The sequence below is a fragment of the Pseudomonas sp. HN8-3 genome (assembly GCF_020790195.1).
Taxonomy (GTDB): domain Bacteria; phylum Pseudomonadota; class Gammaproteobacteria; order Pseudomonadales; family Pseudomonadaceae; genus Aquipseudomonas; species Aquipseudomonas synxantha_A.
Genome location: NZ_CP086206.1, coordinates 5,543,731 through 5,558,272, shown reverse-complemented (window position 1 = coordinate 5,558,272; position 14,542 = coordinate 5,543,731). Strand labels below are relative to the sequence as shown.

The following is a 14,542-nucleotide window of genomic DNA, read 5'->3' as shown; positions in this document are numbered from 1 at the left end:
CGTCAGTGCTCGATATCGTGCTCGCGGCTGACCACGCGTTTGCCGTCTTTTGGCGACAATTGCAGGAAGATCGCCGCCGCCAGCATCGCCATGATGCCCACGGTGAGGAAGGTCAACTGGAACGCGCCGAGGACACTTTCCACACCATCATTGCCGGCTTCGGCAGTAAACCCGCCAAGCAACGCGCCGGCACAGGCCACGCCGAGGCTGAGGGACAACTGCGCCACCACCGACAACAGACTGTTGCCGCTGCTGGCCTGGGCGTCGTCGAGGTCGATCAGGGTCACGGTGTTCATCGCCGTGAATTGCAGGGAGTTGATCGCCCCCAGCACCGCCAGCATTGCCAGCAGCAGCGGGTAGGGCGTGTGCTCGCTGACCAGGCCCATGCTCGCCAGCATGATGCCCAGAGCCAAGGTGTTGCCGGTCAGCACGATGCGATAACCGAGGCGCTCGATCAGCGGCCTTGCCACGGACTTGGCAAACATCGCCGCCGCCGCAAGCGGCAACATGCTCATCCCCGCTTCCGATGGCGAGTAACCCAGTGCCACCTGCAACAGCAGCGGTACCAGGAACGGCAGTGCGCCGCTGCCCAGCCGCGCAAACAGGTTGCCCAGAATGCCGACGGCAAAGGTGCGGGTCTTGAACAGCACCGGCGAGAACAACGGGTTATCAATATGCCCGGCGCGCAGCCAGTACGCCGCCAGGCAGGCGAACCCGCCGAACAGCAGCAATATGACCCGCAGGTGCGGCAGGTGCAGTTCGCCCAGGCCCTCCATGGCGATGGTGATCAGCACCATTGCCGCGCCGAACAGCAGGAAACCCAGGCCGTCGAAGCGCGTGCGTTCGCTGCCGCGCAGGTCGGGAATGAATTTCCACACGGCATAGCAGCCGATCATGCCCACCGGCAGGTTGATCAGGAAGATCCAGTGCCAGGTCAGGTATTGCACCATCCAGCCGCCCATGGTCGGGCCCAGTAATGGGCCGAGCAGGCCGGGGATGGTGATGAAGCCCATGATGCGCACCAGCTCGGAGCGTGGATAAGCGCGCAGCACTACTAGCCGCCCGACCGGCAGCATCAGCGCACCGCCCAAGCCCTGGATCACCCGTGCGCCCACCAGCATGGTCAGGCTGCTGGACAACGCGCATAGCAGTGAGCCGAGGCTGAACAGCATGATCGCGCCAAAGAAAATCTTCTTGGTGCCAAAGCGGTCGGCGATCCAGCCCGATGCGGGGATCAGCAGGGCGACGGTGAGCATGTAGGCGATCACCACCCCCTGCATGCGCAGCGGGTTCTCCGCGAGGTCCCGGGCCATGGCCGGCAGAGCCGTGTTGAGGATCGTCCCATCCAGCGATTGCATGAAGAAGGCAATCGCTACCACCCAGGGGAGCCAGCGGGCGGTCTTGGCATCGAGAGGGGCACGATTCGGCATGGGGACCCTTTTATTAGCAGGCTATGTGTTGGCGATTATGCGCCATTCGTCGCTCATTTTCCCACTGGCGGTTCGTCTAAGTCCGACAACGTTGCGTGCTCTCCGACCAGGAAATCCAGCAATGCACGGTGAACTGCCAGCGCCGCCTCCCGAGACTCCAGGTCCAGCAGGTGGCCGGTATGCTCGGCCACCGCAAAGCTGCTGCGGCCTACATATTGTTTGAACAGCTGGGCCTCGGCGGCCGGGGTGTATTCGTCCAGGGCACCGTTGAGAAAGTGCACCGGCGTCTCGATCTGTCGCAGCGCTGGCAAGTAGTTGCCATCGCCCAAGGCCAGGACCTGGTGAATGTGAAAGCGCGCCTGGCGGTACTCGGTAGTGGCCATGGTCGAAAGGTGCCGATGGTTGTTGCGCTTGAGGCGCGGCGACAGGTATTTGCCGACCGTCTCGTTGAGCAGGTGGCCGACCGCAGATTTGTCATCGGCCTCGATCAACACGCGCACGCGCTCCACGTATTCGAGCATGGCCTGGTTGAGGTTGGGCGCCAGGGCCATCACCACCGAGCTTTCGATGGAGGGCGGGTTGTGCGCCAGGGTCAGCAGCGTAGAGATGCCGCCCCACGAGGCCGACACCAGATGGTTGACCTCAAAGCGTTCCACCAGGGCACGCAGGATTTGCACCTCGTCGTCCTTGGTGACCAGGTCAAGGTCGGTGTTGTGCTCGCGCGAGTAGCCGGAGAACGGCAAGTCGAACAGCAGCACATTGAAATGCTCGGCCAGGCATTTGCTGGTGCGGGCAAAGGAGCGCGTGGTGGACAGCGCGCCATTGACCATCAGTACGGTTTTTCTATGCGGATGGTTACCGAGCTGCTCTACGTGAACGTTGTAGTGTTTGAACAGCTTCTCTATGACAAAACTTCCATGGTTCATCTGAAGGCTCCAGCTTGCCCAGTCCAGGCAAGGTCATGCATCACGTGCGGGCACGTGGGTGGGGTGGCGGGATGCCATCAAGCCTTATAACGAGGAATCAGGGAGGGGACAATAGGCGGATTCGCCAAATGAGAGCACCGCAGAAAGTTTACCAGTGGGAAGGGATTTGCCTGACAGATGAGTCCACTTACAGGCAAGTCAGGCAAAGATTGATTTAAGCCAACACCAATACGGTATTTTCTTTACTGTCGAATGGTGAGTCGCCAAGAGGAACTTTGATACTCCACAAGTCGATATGGCCATCAATGACGGCGACAGAATGGCTGGAGTTGGCAAGGGTACCTATCGCTCCATTTTTTAATTCCTCAAGAGTGCCGCTGCGCATAGAGTGCTTGAGCCCAAGGCGTGTTAACGCTTCACCAGGGTGTTCTCCGTCGTTCAAGGTGTCCATTGCGGTCTTAAAGTTCTGGCTGGCCCGGTGGTCATTGTTTTCGTTCTGCGCCCGCTTTGCGCTGGCCGCATATAGAAAAACGGCATGTCGCAAGACCTTGCCGCTACCAGCGAATCCTGTGTGCTCCATGGCTTGAAGCAGTTCTTGATGGGTCAGGGTGATGCGGACATCGTCGCGCATCACTACGTCATAACCTTCAGGTGTCCGGGTTATCTTTTTATAAATACTCTCTGGATGGCTGCCGAACTTGGCCATCGCCGCCTTGATGGCTGACACCGTGACACAGTTACCTTCGGTGACTTGAAAGAAATCTCGCCATATGTTTTTTGGTCTGATGCCCGAGTCGGTGGTCGAGCGAACAATTGTACGGGCGGGGGCATCATCTTTGCGGGTGTAGGCAGCATTGAATTCGCCTTTTTCCAAGTGGCGATTGTTGATGCGACTATTATCGTAAGGGGTTGGATAGTTGAGGCCATTCAGTGGAGAGAAACCGATATTCATAGTAATTGACTCGGGGTGCATAAAGGGGACTGTCGGTGAACAGGTTGTCTGAGAACTGACGGTGAGGATTTATTATTATGCGAGTTGATATCCGTGGGTGTGTACCTTCTCATCCCCAGGAAGGTTTTTACCTTCCTTTATGAGCCTGCCGTTGTAGAACAGCCCACCAGCGTTACTGCCGATCAACACGGTCAGGCCATCGGCATCGCCTGCTCTTTCCATGTATTTAATAGATGAGCTCACGCCCATCCCTTCCAGAACATTTTTTACCGTACGGCCATCAATGTTGCCAATCAATGCTGCTTCGAAACTCTGCCCAAAGGAACGCACGGGGGGCTGGAGTTGTTGACGTTTGATGTAGGCTGCGAAGATGAAGTTGGCGTCCTTTATCATGCCATCATCGTGCCCGATGAATAAGGAGTGTTGTTGGGCTTGCTCAAGTTCGTCCCGCGAGAGGGTCAACTCAAATCCGTCCCTAAAGGTGACCTGATAGGCGTTATGGGCGAATTTTACATTTGAAAAAACATCGGTTGGGCTCTGCCCGAACTTGGACATCAGCAATTTTATGACATCGGCGTGGGTTGAAGTCTCACCTTGAAAGACAAAAGGTCTTTGCGTGTAAAACCCGGTGACCAGGTTATCTGGTTTCTGTCCATTTCGTTTGGCAGAAAGCTCCGGGAGTTCATGGTCGGCCTGAATATCACCTTCAGGGGGAAGGGGTTCGAGCGTGAAGGTGGAAGGTGTTGATATCTGAGGGACCGCAATAGGCGTCGGCATGGAGGTGTGGGGGGCCTTAAGGACAATAAAGCTTTCTATCCATTGTGGTACCTTTTTCTTGTGCCCGTAGTTTTCCATAAAGCCGTCATTAATCATGCCGCGCTTACTCGAAAATACCTTCATTGCCGGTACGGCTACCTGGTTCCCTACGTCCTGAGACCACACATGCTGTAGTTGGTAGTCAAGCCCTAAAAGCTTTAAACCCTCGTACCCGCTGATCCCGTAATCAGAAGAGCTCAGAACAGCACCAAAGCTGTGTTGGTGAATATGGGTGCGATAATCGATTTTTCTGTAGTTGTATTGTGCTTCAAGGTGCTTGCGTTTATTCATGATCGCAAAAATAAAGCGTGCATCTTTTAGCATGCCCTCATCGTCGCCCGCAAACTTGGCATGGTGGGTAGCCAGTGCTAGTTCATCGTTGGATATATGCAGTTTGAAGTCGTCTTTCATGGTGATGTTGTAGCCGTTTCCGGTGTCCTTGACTTCATCAAAAATACTCAAGGGGCTCTGGCCGAGGCCCGACATGGCGGCCTTAATTACCGCCACCCAGTCATCGTGGTCATAACGGCCAAAGTAGGGGTATTTTTCATAGGTGGCATACAAGCCAGTCCACAAGTTACTGGGTGGGGCGCCTCTATCTTTTCCTGATATGACATGTGTTGCGGATGTTTCGGTAGGCACGGCGCGGAGGAGGTGTGAAGACAATAGTTTGTTTTCAGAGCTCGACGTGTTATTTGCGGATTTGCCCCTTGTTTGTGAATAGCTATTTACGCTCGACCGATGACTGCCGGTGGGCGTCGAAATGCTCAGGCTCATAAGTATGCTCCGCAGTTGATAGTGGGTTGCCCGCAAATGAATCACTGTTGTAAGTGTCCTGTTGCTGCAATGCGTTCCCGCTATAGGTGAGAGGATAGGTTACAGAGAGTGACCTCGATTGGTTTTGGATGCAGGATAAATCCGGCCTTGGGTCGGTTTGTACGCAGGAAGGGAAATAGCCGGACACTTATATAACTAATGGCAGCCGGAGTGGCTGCCATTAGTTTTTACGCGGGCTGTGAAAGTTTCACAGCGTCAAGGTCAGGCGCTTGACCAAGGCACCCGGCAGCAGGTTGGAGGTGGTATTGCGCTGGCTGTAAGTGCTGGCCGAGAGCAACAACTCCCGATCAGCGGTCAGGGCCTCAAGTTGCGAGCCGAGCAACTGATAGACACTGTCATCAAAACGCATGGTGCTGACCGGCGCCTTGATTTCGCCGTTTTCCACCCAGAACGTGGCGAAGCGCGTCATGCCGGTCAGGCGCGCCGCTGGCAGGTCGGAATAGTTCAGGTACCAGAGGTTGCTGATATATAACCCGGTGCCCAACTGCTTGAGGATATCGGCCTGGGCCAGGCTGCCTGCCGCCATTTGCAAGGCGCTGGGCGACTCGTCGCTGCTGGCGCCGTTGGTGCTCAAACCGTATTCGGCGGCGCTGCGAGAGTTGATCAACTGGCCCTCGGCCTTGCCTGCCCGGATCAGGGGCACATCCCCGCGCGGGTAGCCTTCGGTGGAAAATGCCTGGCTCAGGGAACCGCTGATCTGTTCATTGATTGTCACCAGCGGGCTCAGTGATTGTTCACCGGCATACAGGCGCTGCAACGAACTGCCTTTGCTGGCGATGGCCTGGGCCGAAAAACCACCCCAGGTAATGATGCTGATGATTTCTTCCAGCGCTGGCGGTGCAAGGTAGGCACGGTATTGGCCGGGCGCCAGCTTGTGCAGCGGCCGCCCCAGAAACGCCAGTTGCTCGCGGGCCTGTTGAAAGCGTGCGGCAAATTCGGCGCTGTCCCAGGTGTGCCCGGCGTAGCTGGCCTTGACCGCTTCGCCATTGGCGTGGAACAGGCTGAAATCGAAGTTGAAGCTGTTGGCGCAATGCCAGCCGAACGCGCCCGAGGAACTGGCGAAACCACGGCTGATGGGGCCGGCGGCGTAGAAACCGACCAGGTCGACGCCGTCGGCAGCCTGGCTGATATCGTCCAGCACCTGGGCCAGCGCCGGCAGCGGCCGTCGCTGTTCGTTGCTGCTTTGCCAGGCGTTGTGGTTGAGCAGCAGGTACGGATCACGTGGCAGTAGCGGCAGGGTTTCACGCAGCTGTTGCAGGGCATCGGCCAGACGCTGGCGATCCAGTGCCGCCTCGCCGGACAGGGTGATGCCCAGATCGGCGTGGCGGCCATCGTTGATCAGCTTGAGGTTCAGGCTGGCCTGTTGCACTTGGCCGGCCTGGCGCACCTGTGCGTGGTTAAAACGCACGAACTCGGACGATTCATCCGCGTAACCCAGGTGGAACTGCTCCTTGTCGGTGACGGCCTGCTTGAGCCAGTCCACCAGTGCCTTGAAGTGGTTCATCAGGCATCGCCCCCAAATACGTCAATGTTACTGAATACACAGGCCGGCGACGCATGGCCGACGCGGATCACCTGGTTGGGCTCGCCCTTGCCGCAGTTGGGCGTGCCCAATACCTTGAAGGTGCTGGCGTCGCCGACCGCGCTGAGGTTGCGCCAGAATTGCGCGGAAATTGCCCGATAGTTGGGGTTCTTCACCACGCCCTTGAGTTCGCCGTTTTCGATCAACTGGCCCCACTCGCAACCGAACTGGAACTTGTTGCGCGCATCGTCGATGGACCACGAACGGTTGGTCGACATCAGGATGCCGTTTTCAATGCCACCCACCAGTTGCTCCATGCTTTTATCGCCGGCCTCGATATTCAGGTTGGCCATGCGGTCGATGGGCGGGCGGTTCCAGCCGCAGGCGCGGCTGCTGGCAACGCCTGGCAAGTCGGCGCGAAATTGCGACAACGCACCGCCCAGGGGCTTGAGCAGCAGGCCATCGCGGATCAGGAATTGCTTGCTGGCGCGGGTGCCGTCGTCGTCATGGCTGTAGCTGGCGAGCTGTTCGGGGATGTCCGGGTCGAAGGTTACGTTAAGCAGCGGTGAGCCGTATTGCAGATGGCCGAAGTCGCTGGCCTTCACAAAACTGGTGCCGGCGTAGTTACGCTCGTCACCGAGGATGCGGTCGAGTTCCAGCGGATGGCCGATGGACTCGTGGATCTGCAGGATCATCTGGTCGGGCATCAGCAGCAGGTCACGTTGGCCGTGGGGCGTATTGGGTGCGAGCAGCAATTGCAGGGCTTCGTCGGCCACCTTGCGGGCGGCGCCCACCAGGCCAAAGCGCTGGATCACACCGGCACTGCCTTGCTGGCCGAAGTTGGTACCGCCCAGGGTGCGGGTCTGGCTATCGTTGCCGTCGAAGGCGGTGACACTCAGGCCAGGGAAGACGAAGCGCTGAGCCTGGCGCAATTGCGCGCCGGCGCTGTTGAGGTAGATCTGCTCAACATGGGTGGTGCCCAGGCTGACTTCCCAAGTCACCAGGCGTTCATCCTTGGGCACGGCGGCAGATTCATCGCCGAGCAATTGGTAGCAGTCGCTCAGGGGTGGGAAGGGCTGATCAAGGTCCGGAGACAGGTAGTCGGCGACTTCATTGGAAACCGGCTGCTGGTGCAGGTCGAGCAGGGCGTGGGGCTGGATCATCCGGGCTTGCTGTTCGGCGCGCTCAAGGGCCGCTTGCAGGCCGGCAAGGGAAATGTCGTTGGTCGCGGCATAGGCTTCCACGCCATTGAGACGCACGGTAAGCATGGCGCCTTCATCGTGGCTCAGGTGTGGTGGCTCGGCGACGTTCTTGCGTACCGACAGGTACTGACCGGATTCGCGTACGTAGCGCAGGGAGAAGAATTCGGCACGGGTGCGCAGGGCACTGAAGTGCTGTTTGAGGGTGGCGTGGTGTTCGAACATGGGGCCTTCCTTGTGGGCGGCTCGGCGCGCGGCAGGCCAACAGAGTAGGCCGGGGCTGGGAGCTGATCAAGGAAAGTGTAGAGGGGGAGGTTTTGTGGTGTCTGTCAGGGCCTCATCGGGGGCAAGCCCCCTCCCACACTGACTGTGTTCACAAATTCAGATGTGCAAATACAGTCAAATGTGGGAGCTGGCTTGCCTGCGATATCAGGCGCCGCGGTGTATCAGTTACTGCGCAGTAGGCCCTACTTCACGCATCGGCTTGCCACGAACCGGCGCATCGCCTGCCACGTAGTAGTCGGCGGTGCTGCGCGGCAGTGGCTTGCGGCCACGGATCTTGTCGGCGATTTTTTCGGCGATCATGATCGTCGGCGCGTTCAGGTTACCGGTGGTGATGATCGGCATGATCGACGCATCGACTACACGCAGACCCTGCATGCCATGCACGCGGCCTTCGCCATCCACTACGGCCATCTCGTCGGTGCCCATCTTGCACGAGCAGGACGGGTGGAACGCTGTTTCGGCGTGCTCGCGGATGAACTTGTCGAGCTGCTCATCGGTTTGCACTTCAATACCCGGGCTGATTTCGCGGCCACGGTATTGATCCAGTGCCGGCTGCTGCATGATTTCACGGGTCAGGCGGATGCCATCGCGAAACTCCTGCCAGTCCTGCTCGGTGGCCATGTAGTTGAAGAGGATGCTCGGGTAGTCCCGTGGGTTCTTCGACTTCAGTTGCACGCGGCCACGACTTGGCGAACGCATGGAGCCCATGTGTGCCTGGAAACCGTGCTCTTTCACACCGTTGCTGCCGTTGTAGTTAATCGCGACCGGCAGGAAGTGGTACTGGATGTTCGGCCATTCGAATTCCGGACGCGAACGGATAAAACCGCCGGCTTCGAACTGGTTGCTGGCGCCAATGCCAGTGCCGTTGAACAGCCACTCGGCACCGATGGCTGGCTGGTTGTACCAGAGCAGCGATGGGTACAGCGACACCGGCTGGGTGCACGCATATTGCAGGTACAGCTCAAGGTGATCCTGCAGGTTTTCGCCGACGCCCGGCAGGTCGTGGACCACCGGGATGTCGAGGCTTTCCAGCAGCTTGGCCGGGCCGACACCGGAGCGTTGCAACAACTGCGGCGAAGCGATTGCACCGCTGCACACCAATACTTCTTTACGCGCACGGGCTTCAACGCGCTCTTCGGCGGCGCCGATCAGGTAGCGCACGCCAACGGCACGCTTGCCTTCGAACAACACTTTGTCGGTAAGGGCATGGGTGACGATGGTCAGGGTCGAACGCTTTTTAGCCGTGTCCAGGTAACCGCGTGCGGTGCTGGCGCGACGGCCATTCGGCGTGACGGTACGGTCCATCGGGCCGAAGCCTTCTTGCTGGTAACCGTTCAAGTCTTCGGTCCGCGGGTAACCGGCTTGTACGCCGGCTTCGACCATGGCGTGGAACAACGGGTTGTTGCCCGCTTTCGGCGTAGTCACGCTGACCGGGCCTTCGCCACCGTGGTAGTCGTTCGGGCCAATATCGCGGGTTTCTGCCTTGCGGAAATACGGCAGGCAATCGAGGTACGTCCAGTCTTCCAGACCGGGCAGCTTCGACCAGTTGTCATAGTCCATGGCATTGCCACGGATATAGCACATGCCGTTGATCAGCGAAGAACCACCCAGGCCCTTGCCGCGCCCGCACTCCATCCGGCGACCGTCCATGTGTGGCTCTGGATCGGTTTCGTAGGCCCAGTTGTAGCGGCGGCCTTGCAGCGGGAAAGCCAGGGCGGCGGGCATCTGGGTACGGAAGTCGAGGCGGTAGTCTGGGCCACCGGCCTCCAGCAGCAAAACGGTGACGCCTTCGTCTTCGGTCAGACGGGTCGCCAGGGTGTTACCGGCGGAGCCGGCACCCACAATGATGTAATCGTATTCTTGGGACATTGGATGCACCCTCTTTGAAGTCTAGTCAGGTCGGGCCTCATCGGGAGCAAGCCCCCTCCCACATTTGATCGGGTTCACACAGTCAAAGGTGGGAGGGGGCTTGCCCCCGATGGCGGCCTTACAGGCAATACAAGGCTCGGGTGTTAGAACACCGAGGCGTAATCGCCCAGCTCAACCTGTACCGATTTGATGCGGGTGAAGTTGTTCAGCGAGCTGATCCCGTTCTCACGGCCCACACCGGATTGCTTATAACCACCGACCGGCATCTTGGCGTCGGACTCGCCCCAGGCGTTGATCCAGCAGATACCCGCTTCCAGTTGATGAATCACGCGGTGGGCGCGGTTCAGGTCCTTGGTCACCAGGCCGGCAGCCAGACCGAAGTCGGTGTCGTTGGCGCGACGGATCACTTCTTCTTCGGTCTCGTAGGTGAGGATGCTCATCACTGGGCCGAAGATTTCTTCACGCACGATGGTCATGTCATCGGTGCAGTCGGTGAACACGGTCGGAGCCACGAAGGCGCCTTTGGCGAAGTCGCCATCGGTCAGACGATCGCCGCCGCACAGCAGGCGGGCGCCTTCTTCCTTACCTTTGGCGATGTAGCCCAGCACGCTTTCCATGTGGGCGAAGCTGACCAGCGGGCCGAAGTTGGTGTTGTCGTCCTGCGGGTCGCCGACACGGATGCGCGCAACGCGCTCGACAATCTTGGCTTCAAACGCAGCTTGCAGATGCTTGGGCACGAACACACGAGTGCCGTTGGTGCAGACCTGGCCGGAGCTGTAGAAGTTGGCCATCATCGCGATATCGGCGGCGCGATCCAGGTCGGCGTCTTCGAACACGATCAGTGGCGACTTGCCGCCCAGTTCCATGGTCACTTCCTTGAGCGACGAGCTCGAGGCGCTGGCCATGACTTTCTTGCCGGTGTCGGTGCCGCCGGTGAACGAGACTTTCTCGATGCGCGGGTGCTCGGTCAACCAGGTGCCGACTTCACGGCCGCTGCCAGTCAGTACGTTGAACACACCAGCCGGAACGCCGGCTTCGGTGTAGATCTCGGCCAGTTTCAGGGTGGTCAGCGAGGTGACTTCGCTTGGCTTGAAGATCATCGCGTTGCCGGCGGCCAGGGCCGGGGCGGATTTCCACAGGGCGATCTGGATCGGGTAGTTCCACGCGCCGATACCGGCGACTACACCCAGCGGCTCGCGGCGAGTGTAGACGAAGGAGGTGTCGCGCAGCGGGATCTGCTCGCCTTCGATGGCTGGCACCAGGCCTGCGTAGTATTCCAGCACGTCGGCGCCGGTGACGATGTCGACGTATTTGGTTTCGGAGAAGGCTTTACCGGTGTCCAGTGTTTCCAGGGCGGCCAGTTCATCGTTGCGCTCGCGCAGGATGTCGACAGCACGACGCAGGATGCGCGAACGCTCCATGGCGGTCATGGCAGCCCAGATTTTCTGGCCCTTTTCAGCGCTGACCACGGCACGCTCGACGTCTTCTTTCGTGGCGCGTTGCACTTGGGCGAGAACTTCACCGTTAGCCGGGTTGATGGCTTCGAAGGTGGCATCGCTGCCAGCGTCGCTGTAGCCGCCGTCAATGTAGAGTTTTTGCAGGTCGAAACGGGCCATAAAGTCCTCGCAAGTGCATAAGTGGTTGGCGTTACCCGCCGTACAGTGGGCCATGGAGTTGTGGCAACACTGAGCGGCGGACGTTCAGGGGTTGAGCGTTTATAAGTGCTCTAACTCACCTGCTTGGCCAATTGGAAATCCATATATTCGTAAGCGATCCGTTGCGCTTGCTCCGTGTCGAAAGCGTCTCCCGACAGGGCGCCGCGCAACCACAAACCGTCGATCAAAGCCGCCAGGCCGCGGGCTGCGCTGCGTGCCTCGGGTAACGGCATCGCACGGCGGAACTGGCAACACAGGTTGGAATACAGACGGTGATCGTTGATCCGCTGCAACCTGTGCAATGACGGGTGGTGCATGCTGGTGGCCCAGAAGGCCAGCCAGGTTTTCATTGCCGGGCCATTGACCTGGCTGGCGTCGAAGTTGCCTTCGATGATCACCTGAAGGTGTGCCCGTGGGCTGTCTTCCTTCAAGGCACGCCTGCGTTCGTGGACGTTCTCGATCAACGCATTCATCAGGTAGCGCATGGTCGCTGCGATCAGGCCGTTCTTGTCCTGAAAGTAGTGACTGATGATGCCGTTCGAGACGCCGGCCAGCCGCGCAATCAGCGCAATGCTGGCATCTCCCATTCCGACCTGATCGATGGCCGTCAAAGTGGCTTCGATCAACTGCTGGCGGCGTATGGGTTGCATACCGACCTTGGGCATGTAGCACCTCTCCTTAGGCCTGCCGATGGGCGATCCACGTCCGTCGGCTTGAGGGCCAGTCTATTTTGTTTTGATTGAACGTTCAATCAACAAAGAATAAGATCTGCGACAAATGGTCGCTGCCTACAGATATTTCCTACCTGCGAGCTGCAACCTCTGACACCTGCAAAAACCCTTGAAACAGGCCACTTCAGAGCCTGATCACCGCTTCGGCGGGCTCAAGAATTTTCGGGGTGTCTTTATAACACCCGTCCGTCGACTGCCGAAAAATCGATGTCCCGGGATAACCGTTGCCTTGTGTTTCTCTCTCGCACTGCCTGGAGCATCTGCGCCATGAGTTCTGCCTCTCTTATAAAGACCCCGCCGGAAAAGGTCCGGGTCAACGGTTGGGTGTTCTACACCTCCACCGCGCTGATTCTGATATTGACCGCCATTCTGATCATCGCCCCGCAGGAGGCCGGGCGCCTGCTCGGCGTAGCCCAGGCGTGGCTGTCGAAAAGCTTCGGCTGGTACTACATGGTGGTTATCGCCGCCTACCTGGTGTTTGTGGTCGGTCTGGCGTTTTCGTCCTACGGGAAATTGAAACTGGGTAGTAAGGACGATACCCCGGACTTCAGCTACGGCGCCTGGGCCGGCATGTTGTTCTCGTCGGGCATCGGCATTTCGCTGTTGTATTTCGGTGCGTCCGAGCCGCTGGACCACTACTTCAACCCGCCCGAAGGCGCAGCGGCCAGCAATGGCGCGGCACGCCAGGCGCTGCAACTGACCTTTCTGCACTGGGGGCTGCACGGCTGGGCGATCTATGCGTTGGTCGGTTTGGCCGTGGCGTACTTTGCCTACCGCCATAACCAGCCGCTGGCCTTGCGTTCGGCGCTGTACCCATTGGTGGGCGAGCGTTGGGTGAAAGGCGCGGCCGGCCATGCGGTGGACGGTTTCGGCATGTTCGTCACCTTGCTGGGGCTGGTGACCAACCTGGGTATCGGCTCGATGCAGGTGTCCTCGGGGTTGGAAAACCTGTTCGGCATGGAGCACAGCAACACTAACTTGCTGATCGTGATCATCGTGATGAGCACCGTAGCGACCATCGCTGCTGTATCGGGCGTGGAGAACGGCATTCGCCGCCTGTCCAACCTCAACATCGTGCTGTTCAGCGGCTTGCTGATTTTTGTGCTGCTGTTCGGCCCGACCCTGCACCTGCTCAACGGCCTGGTGCAGAACACCGGCGATTACCTCAACGGCATCATTCTGAAAACCTTCGACCTGTATGTGTACGAAGGCGACGCCGACAAGACCGAGCGCTGGATGGGCCTGTGGACCCTGTTCTACTGGGCCTGGTGGATTTCCTGGGCGCCATTTGTGGGCATGTTCATCGCGCGTATTTCCCGTGGCCGTACCGTGCGTGAACTGGTGGCGGGCGTATTGCTTATCCCGCTGGGCTTTACCCTGGCGTGGCTGTCGATCTTCGGTAACTCGGCCCTGGACCTGGTGTTGAACCACGGGGCGGTGGAGTTGGGCAAGACGGCTCTGGAGCAGCCGTCCATGGCCATCTACCAACTGCTTGAGCATTACCCAGCATCGAAAATTGTTATCGGCGTATCGATCTTCGTGGGCTTTGTGTTGTTCCTGACCCCGGCGGATTCCGGCGCGGTGATGATGGCCAATCTGTCCTGCAAAGGCGGCAATGTGGACGAAGATGCGCCGCACTGGTTGCGGATCTTCTGGTCGGCGGTCATTACGCTGGTGACGATCGGTCTGTTGTTTGCCGGCAACTTCGAAGCCATGCAAACCATGGTAGTGCTGGCAGGGCTGCCGTTCTCGGTGGTGCTGATCTTCTTTATGTTCGGTTTGCACAAGGCGATGCGCCAGGACGTGGCCATCGAACAGGAGCAGGCGCAACTGGCTGAACGCGGGCGTCGTGGGTTCAGCGAGCGCTTGACGGCGCTGGACCTGCAACCGAGCCAGGCCACCGTGCAACGCTTTATGGACAAGCACGTAACGCCGGCGCTGGAAGAAGCGGCGGTTGCGCTGCGTGAGCAAGGTTTGGAAGTGCAGACACTGTTGGGCAAATCCAAGCGCTGCATTGGTGTGCGCATCGAGATGGAAGAGGGCAACCCGTTTGTCTACGAAGTGAGCCTGGATGCTTACTCGTCGGCGCCGGCTGACTTGCCTGAAGAAGAGCGCACCCGTTATTACCGTGCCGAGGTGTACCTGCACAACGGGCCTCAGGAATACGACCTGATGGGCTTCACCCAGGAACAGATCACCCGGGATGTGCTCGATCAGTTTGAAAGCCATCGGCAGCTCCTTGGCCGTGTCTATAGCTGATAGTTGAAGCCTGGTGGTGCTTTGAATGTGGGAGGGGGCAAGCCCCCTCCCACATTTTGCT

The 14,542-nt window shown here is 58.9% G+C and carries 10 protein-coding genes; 1 reads left to right on the top strand and 9 read right to left on the bottom strand.

The annotated features are described in order from the left end of the window. Positions 1–2: 2 nt before the first annotated feature. The 9 genes from mdtD to betI all read right to left on the bottom strand — a co-directional run bounded on the left by mdtD (position 3) and on the right by betI (position 12,156). A complete protein-coding gene (gene mdtD, locus LJX92_RS24810) occupies positions 3–1,430 on the bottom strand; it encodes a multidrug transporter subunit MdtD (RefSeq protein ID WP_032879027.1) in 1,428 nt (475 codons plus the stop codon). Between the two features lie 53 nt (positions 1,431–1,483). Further along, positions 1,484–2,356, bottom strand: coding sequence for an alpha/beta fold hydrolase (locus LJX92_RS24805; protein WP_032879030.1), 873 nt, complete (start codon positions 2,354–2,356; stop codon positions 1,484–1,486). Between the two features lie 214 nt (positions 2,357–2,570). Continuing rightward, positions 2,571–3,308 carry a hypothetical protein gene (locus LJX92_RS24800; protein WP_228309063.1) on the bottom strand — a complete coding sequence of 246 codons (738 nt, stop codon included), beginning with the start codon at positions 3,306–3,308 and terminating at the stop codon, positions 2,571–2,573. A gap of 75 nt (positions 3,309–3,383) precedes the next feature. Continuing rightward, complete coding sequence (locus tag LJX92_RS24795; RefSeq protein ID WP_228309062.1) at positions 3,384–4,901, bottom strand: hypothetical protein; 1,518 nt, start codon at positions 4,899–4,901, stop codon at positions 3,384–3,386. Positions 4,902–5,148: 247 nt separating this feature from the next. Beyond that, positions 5,149–6,465 (bottom strand): TldD/PmbA family protein, encoded by a 1,317-nt coding sequence (locus LJX92_RS24790; protein ID WP_228309061.1) that lies wholly within the window; start codon positions 6,463–6,465, stop codon positions 5,149–5,151. Then, complete coding sequence (locus tag LJX92_RS24785; RefSeq protein WP_228309060.1) at positions 6,465–7,907, bottom strand: TldD/PmbA family protein; 1,443 nt, start codon at positions 7,905–7,907, stop codon at positions 6,465–6,467. The genes LJX92_RS24790 and LJX92_RS24785 overlap by 1 nt, the downstream gene beginning before the upstream one ends. Positions 7,908–8,132: 225 nt before the next feature. Continuing rightward, entirely contained in the window at positions 8,133–9,836 is a 1,704-nt protein-coding gene (gene betA / locus LJX92_RS24780; protein ID WP_005792174.1) for a choline dehydrogenase, read from the bottom strand. Positions 9,837–9,979: 143 nt separating this feature from the next. After that, entirely contained in the window at positions 9,980–11,452 is a 1,473-nt protein-coding gene (gene betB / locus LJX92_RS24775) for a betaine-aldehyde dehydrogenase (RefSeq protein WP_032879038.1), read from the bottom strand. 110 nt (positions 11,453–11,562) lie between these two features. Then, positions 11,563–12,156, bottom strand: a complete 594-nt coding sequence (betI, locus tag LJX92_RS24770; RefSeq protein WP_032879040.1) for a transcriptional regulator BetI — start codon at positions 12,154–12,156, stop codon at positions 11,563–11,565. Positions 12,157–12,546: 390 nt separating this feature from the next. On the opposite strand from betI, the gene LJX92_RS24765 reads away from it, so the two are divergent. Further along, a complete protein-coding gene (locus tag LJX92_RS24765) occupies positions 12,547–14,481 on the top strand; it encodes a BCCT family transporter (RefSeq protein WP_228309931.1) in 1,935 nt (644 codons plus the stop codon). Positions 14,482–14,542 lie beyond the last annotated feature (61 nt).